The 16,327-nt window shown below is 71.6% G+C and carries 17 protein-coding genes; 13 read left to right on the top strand and 4 right to left on the bottom strand.

Annotated elements, in window-relative coordinates:
* The first annotated feature begins 9 nt into the window (after positions 1-9).
* Positions 10-2,076 (top strand): transglycosylase domain-containing protein, encoded by a 2,067-nt coding sequence (locus tag AB0J46_RS30875; RefSeq protein ID WP_364337740.1) that lies wholly within the window; start codon positions 10-12, stop codon positions 2,074-2,076.
* On the opposite strand, the gene AB0J46_RS30880 is transcribed toward AB0J46_RS30875, so the two are convergent.
* Complete coding sequence (locus AB0J46_RS30880) at positions 2,062-4,026, bottom strand: thioredoxin domain-containing protein (protein WP_364337741.1); 1,965 nt, start codon at positions 4,024-4,026, stop codon at positions 2,062-2,064. The genes AB0J46_RS30875 and AB0J46_RS30880 overlap by 15 nt on opposite strands.
* 95 nt (positions 4,027-4,121) lie before the next feature.
* On the opposite strand from AB0J46_RS30880, the gene AB0J46_RS30885 reads away from it, so the two are divergent.
* Positions 4,122-5,273, top strand: coding sequence for a hypothetical protein (locus tag AB0J46_RS30885; RefSeq protein ID WP_364337742.1), 1,152 nt, complete (start codon positions 4,122-4,124; stop codon positions 5,271-5,273).
* Here the strand turns inward: AB0J46_RS30885 and AB0J46_RS30890 are convergent.
* Genes AB0J46_RS30890 through mca form a run of 3 tightly spaced genes read right to left on the bottom strand, consistent with a single transcriptional unit; the run spans position 5,259 to position 6,633 of the window.
* The gene (locus tag AB0J46_RS30890; RefSeq protein ID WP_352323254.1) at positions 5,259-5,552 is read right to left on the bottom strand and encodes a GNAT family N-acetyltransferase; all 294 of its coding nucleotides are present in this window, start codon (positions 5,550-5,552) and stop codon (positions 5,259-5,261) included. The genes AB0J46_RS30885 and AB0J46_RS30890 overlap by 15 nt on opposite strands.
* Entirely contained in the window at positions 5,553-5,714 is a 162-nt protein-coding gene (locus tag AB0J46_RS30895) for a hypothetical protein (protein WP_352323255.1), read from the bottom strand.
* Between the two features lie 34 nt (positions 5,715-5,748).
* Positions 5,749-6,633 (bottom strand): mycothiol conjugate amidase Mca, encoded by an 885-nt coding sequence (gene mca, locus AB0J46_RS30900; RefSeq protein WP_364337743.1) that lies wholly within the window; start codon positions 6,631-6,633, stop codon positions 5,749-5,751.
* A gap of 147 nt (positions 6,634-6,780) precedes the next feature.
* Between mca and AB0J46_RS30905 the strand changes: the two genes are divergently transcribed.
* The 11 genes from AB0J46_RS30905 to AB0J46_RS30955 all read left to right on the top strand — a co-directional run bounded on the left by AB0J46_RS30905 (position 6,781) and on the right by AB0J46_RS30955 (position 16,323).
* Complete coding sequence (locus AB0J46_RS30905) at positions 6,781-7,203, top strand: DUF4307 domain-containing protein (RefSeq protein WP_357974645.1); 423 nt, start codon at positions 6,781-6,783, stop codon at positions 7,201-7,203.
* 108 nt (positions 7,204-7,311) lie between these two features.
* Positions 7,312-7,812, top strand: coding sequence for a transcription elongation factor GreA (gene greA / locus AB0J46_RS30910; protein ID WP_352323258.1), 501 nt, complete (start codon positions 7,312-7,314; stop codon positions 7,810-7,812).
* 86 nt (positions 7,813-7,898) lie between these two features.
* The gene (locus tag AB0J46_RS30915) at positions 7,899-9,062 is read left to right on the top strand and encodes a C40 family peptidase (RefSeq protein WP_364337744.1); all 1,164 of its coding nucleotides are present in this window, start codon (positions 7,899-7,901) and stop codon (positions 9,060-9,062) included.
* Positions 9,063-9,128: 66 nt separating this feature from the next.
* Positions 9,129-9,650 (top strand): hypothetical protein, encoded by a 522-nt coding sequence (locus AB0J46_RS30920; protein ID WP_352352974.1) that lies wholly within the window; start codon positions 9,129-9,131, stop codon positions 9,648-9,650.
* Between the two features lie 249 nt (positions 9,651-9,899).
* The gene (locus AB0J46_RS30925; protein ID WP_364337745.1) at positions 9,900-11,693 is read left to right on the top strand and encodes a phosphoenolpyruvate carboxykinase (GTP); all 1,794 of its coding nucleotides are present in this window, start codon (positions 9,900-9,902) and stop codon (positions 11,691-11,693) included.
* Between the two features lie 130 nt (positions 11,694-11,823).
* Positions 11,824-12,747, top strand: a complete 924-nt coding sequence (locus AB0J46_RS30930; RefSeq protein WP_364337746.1) for a TIGR04222 domain-containing membrane protein — start codon at positions 11,824-11,826, stop codon at positions 12,745-12,747.
* 1 nt (position 12,748) lies between these two features.
* Positions 12,749-13,588 (top strand): DUF692 domain-containing protein, encoded by an 840-nt coding sequence (locus AB0J46_RS30935; RefSeq protein WP_364337747.1) that lies wholly within the window; start codon positions 12,749-12,751, stop codon positions 13,586-13,588.
* Positions 13,581-13,979: a hypothetical protein gene (locus AB0J46_RS30940; protein ID WP_364337748.1), complete on the top strand. Its 399-nt coding sequence runs from the start codon at positions 13,581-13,583 to the stop codon at positions 13,977-13,979. The genes AB0J46_RS30935 and AB0J46_RS30940 overlap by 8 nt, the downstream gene beginning before the upstream one ends.
* 36 nt (positions 13,980-14,015) lie before the next feature.
* Positions 14,016-14,894, top strand: a complete 879-nt coding sequence (locus tag AB0J46_RS30945) for a hypothetical protein (protein ID WP_364337749.1) — start codon at positions 14,016-14,018, stop codon at positions 14,892-14,894.
* A gap of 27 nt (positions 14,895-14,921) precedes the next feature.
* Complete coding sequence (locus tag AB0J46_RS30950; protein WP_364337750.1) at positions 14,922-15,749, top strand: amidohydrolase family protein; 828 nt, start codon at positions 14,922-14,924, stop codon at positions 15,747-15,749.
* Positions 15,750-15,774: 25 nt separating this feature from the next.
* The gene (locus AB0J46_RS30955; RefSeq protein WP_364337751.1) at positions 15,775-16,323 is read left to right on the top strand and encodes a hypothetical protein; all 549 of its coding nucleotides are present in this window, start codon (positions 15,775-15,777) and stop codon (positions 16,321-16,323) included.
* Positions 16,324-16,327 lie beyond the last annotated feature (4 nt).

Below are 16,327 nucleotides of genomic sequence, written 5' to 3' on the forward strand. Positions count from 1 at the left end.
GCGTGGGCGATGACTCCCATTCCCGACAGCACGCAGAAATCAGCCACCGCCGAAGGCTCGGTGATCTATTACCGCGACGGCAAGACGGTGCTCGCCCGGCAGGGCGTCGACCGCAGGAACGTCGAGCTGGCCAAGGTGCCCAAGCACGTGCGCGACGCGGTCATCGCCGCCGAGAACCGCTCGTTCTACAACGACGGCGGCGTCTCGCTCAAGGGCACCGCGCGGGCCGTGTGGTCCACCGTCACCGGGCAGCAGCTCCAGGGCGGCTCCACGATCACCCAGCAGCTCGTGCGCAACTACTACAGCGGCCTCAGCCAGGAGCGCTCGGTCACCCGCAAGTTCAAAGAGATCCTCATCGCGATGAAGGTCGACCAGTCCAAGTCGAAGGACTGGGTCCTGGAGCAGTACCTCAACACGATCTACTTCGGCCGCGGCGCCAACGGCGTCCAGTCGGCCGCGCGCGCCTACTTCGGCAAGGACGTCGACAAGCTCACCGTCGCCGAGGGCGCGTACCTGGCGGCGGTCATCCAGCAGCCCAGCCGGTTCGCCGACCCCGAGGGCGCCGACCTCGACGCGGCCCGCTCCCGCTGGCAGGCCGTGATCAACGCCATGGGCCAGACGGGCGCGCTGTCGCGTCAGCAGGCCGCCGCCGAGCGTTTCCCTGTGCTCAAGGCGCCCAAGAAGCCGTTCGAGCTCAAGGGCCAGGGCCAGTACATGCTCGACCAGGTCACCGCCGAGCTCAACCGGCGCGGCTACTCCGACGAGACCATCAACAGCGGCGGCCTGAAGATCGTCACGACGTTCGACAAGAAGCTCATGACGGCGGCCGAGCAGGCGGTCAAGGACGTGCTCCCGGCCTCGACGCCGAAGAAGGTGCGCACCGGGCTGGCCGCCGTCGATCCGGCCACCGGCGAGGTCGTCGCCTTCTACGGCGGCCGCCACGACCAGGTCGGCGACTACGACAACGCGTTCTCGGCCAAGCGGATGGCGGGGTCGACGTTCAAGCCGTACACGCTGGCCGCCGCGCTCGACAACGGCTTCGACCTGTCCACCAGGGTCGACGGCAACTCGCCGCTGCGCGTGGCCTCGGCCGACAAGCCCATCCCCAACGACAGCGGCCGCTCCTACGGCCAGATCAACCTGGTCAGCGCCACCCAGAACTCCGTCAACACGGCCTTCGTCGACCTCGGCCAGAAGGTCGGCCTGAACAAGGTCGCGGAGGTCGCCGAGGCCGCGGGCATCCCCAAGGAGCAGTTGCAGGGGCAGCAGGCGTACGCGACCTTCCCGCTCGGCGTGTCCTCGGTCAGCGCCGTCCAGAACGCCTCGGGCTTCTCCACCTTCGCCAACAAGGGCGTGCACATGGAGGCCCACGTGGTGAAGTCGGTCACCGACGGCAAGGGCGAGAAGAAGACGGTCAAGCCCGTCGCCACGAAGGTGGTGGGGGAGCAGGCCGCCGCCGACACCGTCTACGCGATGCAGCAGGTCGTCAAGTACGGCACCGGCACCGCCGCCCGCCTCTACGACCGTCCGGTGGCCGGCAAGACCGGCACCACCGACGACTCCAAGAACGTCTGGTTCAACGGGTTCGTCCCGCAGCTCGCCGTCGCCGTGAACATGTTCCGCAGCGACGACGAGACCGTCACCATCCCGGGCTACGGCACCCAGTTCGGCGGCCAGCTCCCGGCGCAGATCTGGCGGGCGTTCATGACCGAGGCCATGGCCGGCGAGCCCGTCGAGGAGTTCCCCGAGCCCTCCCAGTACGGCTACGAGTCCTCCTACTCGCCGCCCGACCGCGGCCGCGACGTCCGCGACCAGCAGTCGACGCCGCCCGCCGACCAGAACGAGTGGGGCAACCCCGACTCCGGCCCCACCGATCAGCAGCCGTTCGGCGACCCGGCGGTCACCGAGGCGCCCACCGACGACGGCTCCGGCGACAACGGCAGGACCGGCCGCGACCGGCAGGACGAACGCCCCCAGGACGCGCCCACGGCGCCCTCCGACCAGCCTCTGGGGCCCCCGGACGAGAGCCGCGACACCCAGCGCGACAACCTCGGCCGGCCGTCAGGCACCGGCTAGCTCGGCCCGCAGCTCCTCCACCGTGGTGACCGGCAGCCGGCAGGAGAACCCCCTGCACACGTAGGCGGCCGGCGCGCCCCCGATCGGCCCGCGCCCCTCCAGCAGCGCAGGGAACGGCTCGCCGCCGGCCTCGCCGTCGCCGGGCGCGACCACCAGGCCCGGCACGTCGGCCAGCAGCGCCTCCCGGTGCAGGGCGGCCGTACGCGGGTCGGCGGGGCTGCCGACGACCGCCACCTCCACGGGCCCGTCGAGCGCCGCGCGGGCCACGGCCAGCCCCCAGCCGGCGAACCTGGCGTGCCGGTCGGCCAGCACCGACACCGTGGCGAGCGCGGCCGCGGCGGCCTCCCGGTGCCGGGCCGAGCCGGTCAGCGCGCCGTAGGAGAGCAGGGCCCCCGCGGCCGCGTACTGGCCGGAGGGCGTGGCGTTGTCGGTGGGGTCCTGTGGACGCTGGAACAGCCGTTCGGCGTCGTCAGCGGTGTCGTAGAAGCCGCCGGAGCCGTCGGAGAAGCGGTCGAGGACCGTGTCGAGCAGCGTCCCGGCCAGCCGGAGCCATCTCGTCACGCCGGTCACGCCGTAGAGCGAGATCAGGCCCTCGGCCACGTTCGCGTAGTCCTCCAGCACGCCCGCGTTGGCGCCCGCGCGCCCGTCGCGGGAGGTGCGCAGCAGCCGCCCGCCGGTCGTGTGCACGTCCGCGAGCAGCTCGGCCGCCGCCGTGGCGGCCTCGACCAGGTCGGGACGCTCGAACACCACGCCGGCCTCCGCGAGCGCCGCGACGGCCAGGCCGTTCCAGGAGGCCACGACCTTGTCGTCGCGGCCCGGCCGCACCCGCAGCTCCCTGGCCGCCAGCAGCCTGCCGCGCACGCCGGCGTACCGCACCGGGTCCTCGGGGTCGCGCGGGAGCTGGAGCACCGACGTGCCGTGCTCGAACGTGCCGGTGACGTCGAACAGGCCGGTGGCCCAGCGGCCGTCGTCGTCCCCCAGGACCTCGCGCAGCTCCTCGGGCGTCCAGACGTAGAACTTGCCCTCCACGCCCTCGCTGTCGGCGTCGAGGGCCGAGGCGAAGCCGCCCTCGGGCGTGCGCAGCTCGCGCAGCATCCAGCCGGCCGTCTCCAGCGCCACCCGGCGGGCCAGGTCGCCGCCGCCCGCCTTCCACCAGTGGGTGTACACCCGCAGCAGCAGGGCGTTGTCGTAGAGCATCTTCTCGAAGTGCGGGACCACCCACTCGGCGTCGACGCTGTACCGCGCGAAACCGCCGCCGAGCTGGTCGTAGATGCCGCCGCGGGCCATGGCTGCAAGCGTCCGGCCGCTCATCTCGCGCTCGCCGGAGCGCAGCAGGAACTCCAGGACCATCGACGGCGGGAACTTCGGCGCGCCGCCGAACCCGCCGTTGACCGGGTCGAACGACTCCCGCAGGTTGGCGACGGCCCGCTCCAGCGTCTCCGCCTCCGGCGTGCCGCCGCGCGGGAACGCGGTGTTCTGGTTGAGCGCCTCGACCACCTTGGCGCCCTGCGCCAGCACCGACTCCCGGTCGCCGGTCCACACCCGGTGGATCTCGGCCAGCAGCCGCCGGAAGTGGGGGCGCGGGAAGTACGTGCCGCAGTAGAACGGATGGCCGTCGGGCGTGGCGAACACCGTCATCGGCCAGCCGCCCTGCTGGGTCATGGCCTGGGTGGCGGTCATGTAGACGGCGTCGACGTCGGGCCGCTCCTCGCGGTCGACCTTGACGTTGACGAAGTGCTCGTTCATGAGGGCGGCCGTGTCGGCGTCCTCGAAGCTCTCGTGGGCCATCACGTGGCACCAGTGGCACGCCGAGTAGCCCACGCTGATCAGCAGCGGCACGTCCCGGCGCCGGGCCTCGGCGAACGCCTCGTCGCCCCACGGGTGCCAGTCGACGGGATTGCCCGCGTGCTGCAGCAGGTATGGGCTCGTGGCGTCGTTCAACCGGTTCATCAGGACCTCCCTCGCTCACCCTAAACCGCGTACCCGGGGCCGGGCCGCCACCCCCGCGGCTGACTCGGGCGGGGCGGACGGCGTAGGTTACGGGCGTGGACATCGACTACGTCTGCGCCCACGCCGGCCGCCCGCCGGCCGCCGTCACGCGCAGGGACGTCGCCCGCGCGCTGCTGGCCGTGCCCTCGGGCGTGGCGCTGGTGGCGCTGCCCGATCTGCGACGGGCCATGGTGGCGGCGGGCAACCCGCTCTCGCAGCCGTTCTGGGACTCCGCCAAGGCCACGCTCAGCTCCATCGAGGCGGGCGTGGCCACCGTCGGCGACGTGCAGCGCTGGGTCGAGTCCACCGGCACCGAGCCGATCCTCATGACGCCCAGCTACTTCGTCTGGCCCGAGGAGGACGAGCGCGGCCCGGTCGCGGCCGAGATGTTCGGGCGCATGGTCTCCTTCCTGGAGGAGCGCGTCGCCGCCGGCGAGATCGACCCGGACGCGCTGGCCCAGGGCGACCACGCCGCCCGCCGGGCGTACGAGGAGCTCCAGGAGCACTGGCTGGCCACGCCGCTGCCCGACGGCCGGGTGCCCGGCTTCGCGGTCAGCGACGAGCAGGACGAGGAGCTGTTCGCCGCCCTCGACGAGGAGGAGGCGTTCGCGCTGTCGGAGCTGCGCCGCATCGTCGGCGAGCTGCCCAAGGCGCCCGAGCTGCCGCTGGTCGAGCTGGAGCTGGCCGCCGCGCGCCTGCGCGTGCTGCTGGACCTGCCCGGCTACCCCGCGAACGTGCTGCGCGCCTGCGCCGGGTTCGACGACCGGCCGATGCCGGACGACGACCGGGAGCTGTGGCTGGCGGTGGCCGCGGGCGTGGCCGGGCCGATCTCCGACCTGTCCGAGGCCGACGACGTGCCGGAGGAGTTCGCCGACCTGGAGGGGGAGCTCGGCCACGAGGACACCGCCCTGGCCAACCTGTGCGCGATCCAGCACGCCGACTGGCTGGCCGCGGTGGCGGCGCTGGCCCGCATGGGGCCCGGGGTGCTGGCCTCGCCGGAACGCCTGGCCAGGCTCATCGCCGAGTCCGACGACATCGAGTCGGGCGAGCAGGACGACGACGACCTCGACGCCACCGAGGGCCTGTTCGCCTCGGTGGTCAGCCTGTGGACCTACCTGGGCATCGTGGACGCCGACGAGGTGCTGACCCCGCTCGGCTGGTGGGGCCTGCCCAAGGCACTGGAACGCGCCTGGTCACCCCGCGACTGACGGGTCGCTGTACTCCTTGAACTCGGGGTGACGCTCGATGTAGCGGGCCACGTACGGGCACAACGGCACGATGCGCAGCCCGGTGTCGACGCTCGTGCGCAGCGCGTACTCGACGAGCCTGCTCGCCAGGCCCTGGCCCTCGTAGGCGGGCAGCACCTCGGTGTGCGTGAAGACGACTTTGGTGGGCAGCAGTCGATAGTCGGCGAACCCGGCGACCTTGCCGTCGACGAGGACCTCGAAGCGGCACTCCGTCGAGTTGTCGACTACTTCGATCGGCATCTATTCGGCTTTCTTGTCCGTGTCGCCCTCGTGCGGAACCTGGATCTTCGACATCTGCTTGTTCATCGACTTGATGAGGATGTAGAGGGCCAGCCCGATGAGGGCGACGACGGTGAAGCCGAGCAGACCCGGACTGACATCACCAGCTGCGAGAACTGTCACACCTTCAGTCTGCCACCCGTATGCCGTGGTCCGTTCAGTGGCAGGCGGGCGAGACGTCCTCGGCGTGGATGCCGGCGAACAGGTCGTCCTCGGGCAGCTCGGTGTCGACGAGCGAGCGCGCCAGGTGGTAGTCCTCGGTCGGCCAGATCTCCTGCTGCAGCTCGCGCGGGCAGACGAACCAGAAGCCGTCGGGGTCGACCTGGGTGGCGTGCGCGAGCAGCGCCTCGTCGCGGATCTGGAAGTACTCGCCGCACGGCACCCGCGTCGTCACCGGCCACTTGGCCGGCCGGTCCTCCCACCGGGAGATCCAGTCGGAGTACGGGGAGCCGAGCCCGCGCTCGGTCATGGCCTCGTGCAGCGCCTCGAAGCGCTCCTTGGTGAAGCCCATCTGGTAGTAGAGCTTCATCGGCTGCCACGGGTCGCCGGCGCCGGGGTAGCGGTCGGGGTCGCCGGCCGCCTCGAACGCCTCGACGGAGACCTTGTTGGTCATGATGTGGTCGGGGTGCGGGTAGCCGCCGTCGTCGTCGTACGTGATGATCACGTGCGGGCGGAACTCGCGCACGGCGGCCACCAGCGGGGCCGAGGCGTCCTCAAGCTTCTGCACGGCGAAGCAGCCCTCGGGCAGCTCCTCCTCCTCGCTCTCCGGCAGGCCGGAGTCGACAAAGCCCATGAAACGCTGCTGGACCCCGAGGATCTCGCGGGCCCGCTCCATCTCCGCCCGGCGCACCTCGCCGATGTTGGCCACGATCTCGGGCCGGTCCATCTTCGGGTTGAGCACGGAACCCCGCTCACCGCCCGTGAGGGTACAGACCAGCACTTCCACGCCTTCGCGCACGTAACGCGCCATCGTGGCGGCGCCCTTGCTCGACTCGTCGTCGGGGTGGGCGTGTACAGCCATCAACCTCAGGGGTGCACTCACGGGCGCGTTCTCCTCACAGGGTCTCCTCGGTGGAGGACCGGTCACTCGTCCAGAGAGGTTAGTTTCTGCTGGGCGGTCGCGAGGGCACGCCCCCCGCGGGCGACAATTGTCTCGGATAACGCTCAGGGAGTGCAGGGAGATTCCGCCATGGTCACCGAAGATGTCGGGAACGGACCCGTTCTCGGCACACCCGACGACTTCCCCGACCGTCCGAAGAGAGGCGGCCGGCTGGTCGTGCATGTCGTGATCGGCGTGCTGGTGGCCATCGTCGCGGGTGGCTGGGGATGGGTGATGTGGTCGATGACGGCCGGCGGCGGCTCGGAGGCCCCGGCGCAGGTCGTCTCGTTCAGCATCGACGCGCCCGGGCGCGCGGAGATCACCTTCGAGGTGTACAAGCCCGACGATAGAGTGGCCGTCTGCCGGATCAGGGCACTGGACGTCTACCACGCGGAAGTCGGTAGCAAGGAAGTAAGAATCCCGGCTGGTGAGGGTAGTAAGCAGCTCAAGGAGAGCCTCGACACCAGTGGTCAGGCCACTTCCGTCCACATCCAGTACTGCAATCTCGTATAGTGAGACATTTGGGGAAGCGTCCGGGCGGTTGAGTTGTTAGCCTTTCGCAATTCGACCGTCCACATCCTCAAGTGATCTCAGGGCCCCCTAGGCAAGCAAGGAGAACCCGTGGCCGACTCTCGCGATGAGAACGTCACATGGCTGACGCAGGAGGCGTACGACCGCCTGAAGGCGGAGTACGAATATCTCTCTGGCCCCGGGCGCGTCGACATCGCCAAGAAGATCGAGGCCGCCCGTGAGGAGGGCGACCTGAAGGAGAACGGCGGCTACCACGCCGCCAAGGACGAGCAGGGCAAGATGGAGGCCCGGATCTTCCACCTCCGCCAGATCCTCGACAACGCCAAGGTCGGAGAGGCCCCCAAGACCGAAGGCGTGGTCGGCCCCGGCATGACCGTGACGATCCGGTTCGTCGGCGACGACGACGAGGTCACCTTCCTGCTCGCCTCCCGCGAGGAGAGCGGAGCGCCGATCGACGTGTACTCGCCCAAGTCGCCGCTCGGCTCGGCGATCAACGGCAAGAAGATCGGTGAGAAGGCGACGTACTCGATGCCCAACGGCCGCCAGAACACCGTCGAGATCCTCGAGGCTGTGCCGTACATCGGCAACTGACCCCCGCAGATCCTGACCGCCGGGCCCACGTCGGCCCGGCGGCGTTTTCGCGTTCGCCGGGAATCGCGCAGGACCTCAGCTTCCTGGTGAAGACGCGGAAACGGCGGGACTTATCCAGGCTCATCCCCTTCATCGTGGTGATGCTGGTGGCCGTGCTCACCACCGACGTGCTGGTGCTGGTCCAGACGGGGGAGGAGCAGGCGCCGGTCGAGGTGGTGCGGGCGCGGCCGGTGCCGAAGCAGACGCTCATGGCCCAGTCCCGTGCCGACCAGCCCGTGGCGCCGCTGGGCAAGCTGCGCAAGCCCAACCTCTTCGTGCTCACCCGCAAGCCGTTCACGGACGAGCTGCTGCGCAAGGTGGCCCGGCTGCGCGGCGTACGGGCCCTTGAGCTGGCCGACGCGGCCTCCATCCCGCTCGACGGCAAGCGGGTGCAGACGCTCGCGGTGAACCCCTCCACGTTCCGGGCCTACACCCCCAAGGTGACGGCGTCCTCCGACGCCCTGTGGCAGAACGTGGCCTCCGGCGACGTGGCGGTCTCGTTCGTGCTGGGCAACGACGGCGGCCTCGCGCTGCACAGCCGCGTGAGCGGGCCGGCCGGGCCGCTGCGCATCGGCGCGTACGCCACCACCGGGTTCGGCGCGGTCGACGCGGTCGTGTCCAAGGAGACCGGACGCAGGCTGCGCCTCCCGCGCGACAACGCGCTCATCGTCAGCGCCCCGGGCGCGAACTCCGATGCGCTGCGCCGGGCCATCCTGGCCGCGATGCCCAAGGGCACGCAGGTGGCCACCGTCAACCCCGTCCAGCCGCGGGCCAGGCCCGACACCCCGAAGAACTGGCCGTCCGGGTCGTTCATGACCGTGGAACAGCTCACGGCGGCGCTGAAGGCCGCGGTGTCCAAGCTGGGCCGGCCGTACGTGTGGGGGGCCGAGGGGCCCGACACGTTCGACTGCTCGGGGCTGGTGCAGTGGGCGTACGGGCAGGCGGGCGTACGGATGCCGCGGGTGACCCACCAGCAGTGGGTGGCCGGGCCGCAGGTGCCGCTGGCGCAGGCGCAACCAGGCGACCTGATCTTCTGGCGCAACGACCCGACCAACCCGGGTTACATCTCGCACGTGGCGATCTACTGGGGCAACGGGAAGGTGCTGCAGGCGCCGCGCACCGGTGACGTCGTCAAGATCTCTCCGTTGAGCACGCGGAACCTGGCCGGCGTCGTCCGGGTCAGCCCGGTCGCGGCCGCCCGCGTCCGCTGAACGAACCTTCGCACGAACCGCGGTCCGGCTCGTGCATTTCGCGCGCAACTGTGTAATCGTGATTACATGTCAACAGACGATATGAGCGCGCAGGTCCGCGGCTGGTTCACCGGCCGGCTCCCCGAGGGGTGGTTCACCGGGGCCCCCGAGATCGTCCGTGACCGCGAGGAGATCGCGGTGCTCGGCACGCTGCCCGACCCGCCCGCCGACACCCCCGAGGCCGAGCGGCTCGCCCTCATCGAGGGGCTGGCCCGCCGGTTCCGTGAGGAGACCCGCGAGCGGCGGATCGAGATCGCCCGCGAGGCGGAGCGCCGGTTCCGCCAGAAGGTCTCCTGGGGCGTGCGGTGCGGGGGCGAGACTGTGATGTTCACCACACTATCCGTGCCCGTGATGACGCGTCTGCGTCAGTCGGAGCGTCAGGTGCTCGACACGCTGGTCGCCGCCGGGGTGGCCAGGAGCCGCAGCGACGCGCTCGCCTGGTGCGTGCGCCTGGTCGGCAAGAACACCGACACCTGGCTGGCGGAGCTGCGCGACGCACTCCAGCACGTCGACAGAGTGCGCAACGCGGGCCCCGACGTCAATTCCTGAGAACACCGGCGGAAACGGCTCGGGAAATTGGACTAAACCACTGCGGTAATTGGTTTAGACCACGCTAATTGGCCTGGACCGGCCCCGCGAAATTCCTCTTTTAAAACTCGGAGACCTGGGTAGGCTCCCCGGATCGTCAGGGCCGCTGCCTGCGGCGACGGTCGCGCCAACAGGTCTATGCCAATTGGCTCTCATGCGCCTTCGTCGTTAATGATGACTGGGCCCTGAGAGAGTGGAGGAGTCGCAGTCGTGTCCGTTTCCGTGGAAGTCCCCGCGCCGACGAGCAATCGCGAATTGGTCGCGTGGGTGAACGAGATCGCAGCCCTGACCCAGCCCGACCGGATCGAGTGGTGCGACGGCTCGGAGGAGGAGTGGACGCGCCTGACCAACCTCCTCGTCGAGCAGGGCACGCTCACCCGGCTCGCCGCGCGCCCGAACAGCTTCTACGCCAAGTCCGATCCCAGCGACGTGGCGCGGGTCGAGGACCGTACCTACATCTGCTCGGAGCGCGAGGAGGACGCGGGCCCGACCAACAACTGGATCGCTCCAGCGCAGATGCGCCAGACCTTCTCCGAGCTCTTCGCGGGCTGCATGCGCGGCCGCACGATGTACGTCGTCCCGTTCTGCATGGGCCCGCTCGGCGGCGAGATCTCGCAGCTCGGCGTCGAGATCACCGACTCCGCGTACGTGGCCGTGTCGATGCGGATCATGACGCGCATGGGCGACCGGGCGCTGCGCCTGATCGAGCAGCGCGGCGGCTTCGTCAAGGCCGTCCACTCCGTCGGCGCCCCGCTGCGGCCGGGCCAGTCCGACGTGGCCTGGCCGTGCAGCTCCACCAAGTACATCAGCCACTTCCCCGAGACCCGCGAGATCTGGTCCTACGGCTCGGGCTACGGCGGCAACGCGCTGCTCGGGAAGAAGTGCTACGCGCTGCGCATCGCCAGCGTCATGGCCCGCGACGAGGGCTGGCTGGCCGAGCACATGCTCATCCTCAAGCTCACGCCGCCCGACGGCGAGACCCGTTACGTCGCCGCCGCCTTCCCGAGCGCCTGCGGCAAGACGAACCTGGCCATGCTCCAGCCCACGATCCCGGGCTGGAAGGTCGAGACGATCGGCGACGACATCGCCTGGATGCGCTTCGGCGACGACGGCCGCCTGTACGCCATCAACCCGGAGGCCGGCTTCTTCGGCGTCGCGCCCGGCACCGGCCAGGTGACCAACGCCAACGCCATCAAGACCCTCTGGGGCAACAGCATCTTCACCAACGTCGCCCTGACCGACGACGGGGACGTGTGGTGGGAGGGGCTCACCGAGGAGCCCCCGGCGCACCTGACCGACTGGAAGGGCCGCTCATGGACGCCCGACAGCGACGAGCCCGCCGCCCACCCGAACGCCCGCTTCACCACACCCGCCTCCCAGTGCCCGACCATCGCACCGGAGTGGCAGGACCCCAAGGGCGTGCCCATCTCGGCGATTCTCTTCGGCGGCCGCCGCGCCACCGCCGTGCCTCTGGTCACGGAGTCGCTGAGCTGGGAGCACGGCGTCTTTCTCGGAGCCAACGTCGCCTCCGAGAAGACCGCCGCGGCCGAGGGCAAGGTGGGCGAGCTGCGCTACGACCCGTTCGCCATGCTGCCGTTCTGCGGCTACAACATGGGCGACTACTTCGGCCACTGGCTCGACATCGGCCGGGTCGAGGGCGCGAAGCTGCCGCGCATCTACTACGTCAACTGGTTCAGGAAGAACGACGAGGGCACGTTCATCTGGCCCGGGTTCGGCGAGAACAGCCGCGTGCTCAAGTGGATCGTCGACCGCCTCAACGGCGAGGCCAAGGCGAACCCGACGGCGATCGGCCTGCTGCCCGCCGAGCTCGACACCGACGGCCTCGACCTGTCCGAGGAGGACCTGCGCACGCTGCTGTCGGTCGACCGCGACGTGTGGCGCGAGGAGGCGGCCCTGATCCCGGCCCACTTCGAGAAGTTCGGCGACCACCTGCCGAAGGAGCTGTGGGACGAGTACGACGCCCTGCTCGACCGGCTCGGCTGAGCGGGCGCGCGCGGTGCGGCGGTGCTGGCCGCCGCACCGCGTGGGGGCGTTCTGATCGCCCGGAACCTTTATGCCTTGCTTATACGTCTTTCCGGTACGCGGCCCGACGGGCCGCACGAGGGGAGGGCGTATGGATCTGTTCCTTCTCATCCTCGCGGTGGCGCTGGCCGTGGCGGCCGGGGTCACCGTTCTGGCGGTCCGGCGTGAGCACGCCGCCATCCGGGGGGCCGCCGTCGAGTCCCGGTCGCACGATCTCGGCCCCTACGAGCTGGCCTTCCTGGCGGGCGGATCCAGGCGCGTCGCCGACACCGCCGTCGGGCTGCTGGCGGCGTCAGGGGCCGTACGCGTGTCCCGCGACGGACGGGTGCACCGGGTGGCCGGCGTCCGGAGCACCGGCGAGCCGGTCGAGGACGCCGTCCTGGACGAGGTCGAGCGCAACCCCGGCGCGTGGGCGAGCACGATCAGGGAGCGCGTGAGCCAGGGCGAGACCCTGGACGCCCTCAGGTACCGGCTGGGCAGGATCGGCGCCGTCCACCCCACCGGCTCCTTCACCCAGGTGGACCGGCTGATCGTCCGGTTACGGGTGCTGGCGGTGCTGGCGCTCGCCGGGGCGGCCGTGGAGGCGCTGTCGGTGGCCGTCGAGGGCACGTCGCCGCTTCCCCTGGCCGCGCTCGGCGTCCTGGCCGGGACGGTCGTGGGCGCGCCGAGCGCCATCGCCGGACACCGGCGCACGTTCCCCACCGATCTCACCGCTTCCGGGCAGGCCGCGCTCGACCGGGCCAAGCTGGACCACCCGCCGGGCACGTCCAGCGGCCCGGAGGCCGTCGCGCTGTACGGCCTCGGCGAGCTGAACGACGCCAACCTCGTCCTCGCGCTCGACGGCTCCCCGGCCCGTACGGTCGCCACCAGGCGGCGGCGCGGCGGCGACCAGTCGCACAGCGCCGGCGCGGGCGGTTGCGGCACGGCGGGATGCGGCGGCGCGAGCGGCTGCGGCGGCGGAAGCGGCTGCGGAGGCGGCGGCTGCGGGGGCGGCTGCGGCGGCGGGGGGAGCTGACATGCCGGACCTGCCGGACCTGGGGGTGGGCATCGGGTGGCGGCCGGAGCTCGACCTGACGATCGAGCGGATGGCGGGCGTCGGGTTCGTCGAGGTGGTGGCCGAGAACATCGACCCCGGCGACCTGCCCGAGTCGCTGCGCGTGCTGCGGGCCAGGGGCGTGCCGGTGATCCCGCACGGCGTCTCGCTGGGCGTCGGCGGCGCCGAGCCGCCGGACCCGGCCCGGCTCGCCCATCTCGCGGCCTGCGCGCAGGCTCTGGACTCGCCGCTGGTCAGCGAGCACCTGGCGTTCGTCCGCGGCGGCGGCGTGGAGGCGGGGCACCTGCTTCCGGTGCCGCGGACGCGGGAGTCGCTGGAGATCGTCGTGGAGAACGTGCGGCTGGCCCAGGAGGCGCTGCCCGTGCCGCTGGCCCTGGAGAACGTGGCGGCGATCTTCGGCTGGCCGGACGACGAGCTGACCGAGGCCCGCTTCCTGGCCGAGGTCGTGGAGCGTACCGGGGTGGGGCTGCTGGTGGACGTCGCCAACCTGTACGCCGCCCAGGTCAACGTGGGGTTGTCGGCCGTGGACGCGCTGGACGCGCTGCCGCTGGAGCACCTGGCGTACGTGCACGTGGCCGGCGGGCACGAGCACCAGGGGATCTGGCACGACACGCACACCGCCGCCGTGCCGCCGGCCGTCCTCGGCCTGCTGACCGAGCTGTGCGCCCGGACCAGCCCACCCGGGGTGCTGCTGGAGTGGGACGACGACTACCCGGGCGACGCCGCGCTCGCCGGCGAACTGACCCGCATCCGAGCCGCCATGTCCCCGGCCGAGCAGACCGTGGGCGGGCGCGGTGAGTGAGGAGGCGCCGGCGCGGCGTGCGGGCGCGGTGAGTGACGGGGCGCGGGCGCGGCTGGCGCAGGCGCAGGGGCGGGTCGTCGCGTGCCTGGTGGCCGGGGCGGATCCACCGCCGGGCTTCGACGCCGGACGGCTGCGCGTGCAGGCGTCCGCGCTGCTCGCCAAGCGGCGCAGTGTGGTGGCCAGGCTCCGCCCGGACGCCGCCCGTGCCGCCGGGCCCGCCCTGGCCGCGGAGTTCGCCGCCTACGCGGCGGCTCGTGCCGTCCCGCCGCCCGGGTACCGGGCCGACGCCGACGACTTCGCCGCCTGGCTGCGCGCCCGCGGCCTCATGCCGGCCGCGAGGCCGCGCGGGTGGGCTCGCCTGCTCTTCGTGTTCCGCCGTGATCGCCGCTAGGCTTGCTCGTAGCAAGCGCTTGGGAGGCGGTACGGCATGCGCATCGTCAACATGGGTGACTGGCCCCTCGGCGAGCAGGACGAGCAGCTCCACCCGCCGGGCGACGACCCGCTGTGGAACGAGTCCTACTACCTCGACTTCGTCGCCGACGACGGCGAACTGGGCGGATACGTCCGCATCGGGCTCTACCCCAACTGGAAGCGCACCTGGTTCTGGGCCCGGCTCGTCCGGCGCGGCGGCGGCCCGGTGGAGATCACCGACCACGAGGCCCCGCCGACCGGCCTGACGATCTCCACCGACGCCTACGAGGCCGACCTGGCCGCGACCGACCCCCTGCGCACCGCGCGGCTGCGCCTGGCCGCCCCCGGCCTGTCGCTCGACCTCGAATGGCACACCCGCGGCGGCGTGTACGGCTACCAGCTCACCCCCCGCTACGAGGTGCCCTGCGAGGTGACCGGGACGGTCGACGGCCGCCCCTTCCACGGCCACGGCGAGCGCGACCACAGCTGGGGCGTCAGGGACTGGTGGTCGCTGTCCTGGACGTGGACCAGCGGCCGCCTCTCCGACGGCACCCACCTGCACGGCACGCAGGTCAACCTGGGCATGCCGTTGCCGTGGCCGGCGTTCACGGTGCCGCCCGGCGGCGGCATCGAGCACGCGGACGGCTTCGCGGCCGGCACCCGGTTCGACGGCGACCGCCCGGCGCAGACGCTGCTGAGCTTCCCGGGCCGCGCGGTGACCGTGCGGCCGGTCGCGTTCGCCCCCGTGACGCTGGTCTCGCCCGACGGGGCGGTGGCCGAGTTCCCGAGGGCGCTGTGCGAGCTGGAGTGCGACGACGGCGGCACCGGCTTCGGCTGGACCGAGTGGCACCAGCCGCCGGGCTGGCGTGAGCACGGCTGGCACCCCTTGCTCTGAAATATCAAGACATCCTAGGTTTGGGGGGTGATTGTCGATGCGCACCAGCATTTCTGGGACCTCGAAACCGGCGACTACCCCTGGCTCACCCCCGAGGCGGGCGTGCTCTACCGGACGTACGCGCCGCACGACCTGGCCCCTGAGCTGGCGCGGGCCGGTGTGGACCGGACGGTGCTGGTCCAGGCCGCCGACTCCGGTGCCGAGACCGACGCCCTGCTGGCCCTGGCCGACGCCCACGACTTCGTCGGCGCGGTGGTCGGATGGATCCCGCTGTCGCGCCCGGACGAGGCCGCCGAGGCGATCGCCCGGTACGCCGCCCATCCGAAGTTCCGCGGCGTCCGGCACCTGATCCACGACGAGCCCGACCCCGACTGGCTGGTCCGCGACGAGGTGCTGGAGTCGCTGGGCCTGCTCGCGGCGGCCGGGCTGACGTTCGACGTCGTCTCGCTGCTGCCCAGGCACCTCGACCACGTGGTCACGCTGGCCGGGCGGCACCCGTCCCTGAAGATCGTCATCGACCATCTGTCCAAGCCGCGCATCAGGGACCACGAGTGGGAGCCGTGGGCCGGCGGGCTGGCCCGCGCCTCCCGCTTCCCCAACGTGTACGCCAAGGTCTCCGGCCTGGTCACCGAGGCCGACCACCGGAACTGGACGGTGGAGGACCTGCGGCCGTACGTGGAGCACGCCGTCGAGCTGTTCGGCCCGGACCGGCTGATGGCCGGCAGCGACTGGCCGGTGGCCCTGCAGGCGGCCGACTACCGGACGGTCTGGGAGGTCACCGGCGCGCTGCTCGGCGGAACCGACCGGGACCTGGTGCTCGGGGACACAGCCAGGGGTTTCTACGGGTTTAGCTGACTTGGGGCCGGAAACGGGGAAGGGCGTGGGGGGACTACGCTGTGTCGATGGATCGTACCTGACCGTCACGCCCGTCGCGTGCACGGACACCGTCGGCACGCCGTACGAGATCACCCTTGAGCTTCATCGCGACGGCACGCCGTACGGCAGCGTGGGGGAGCGGTGCGGCTGGCTGCTCGCGCGCCTGGCGCGCGGGGTCGACGAGGCGCGGCAGGGAAGGGGGGCGGCCCGGCAGTGGAACGACCCCGACGACCGCTTCCCCGACGAGGAGCCGGAGAGCGAGCTGTTCTCCTTCCGCTACCGCACCCGCTCGGGGCTGGTGGGCGGCGGCGAGTTGCGCTGCCAGCTGCGCACCATCCCCATCTGGCAGCCCGCGCCGGGTCAGTGGCGGCTGACCCGCAGGGCCTACGTCGAGGCGTGGGGGGCCTCCGGCGTGGGCATGAGGGCCGTCCTGACGTCCGCGGAGTTGTCCGAGTTCGTCCGCGAACTGGTCCATGAAGCCGAGGGGTGTCTCGGCGGAAGAGATCTCGCCAGGAATCCCATTGGGGGAGCAGGCACGGGCGAAACGCGGTGATAAT

The organism is Nonomuraea sp. NPDC049758 (genome assembly GCF_040674635.1).
Taxonomy (GTDB): domain Bacteria; phylum Actinomycetota; class Actinomycetes; order Streptosporangiales; family Streptosporangiaceae; genus Nonomuraea.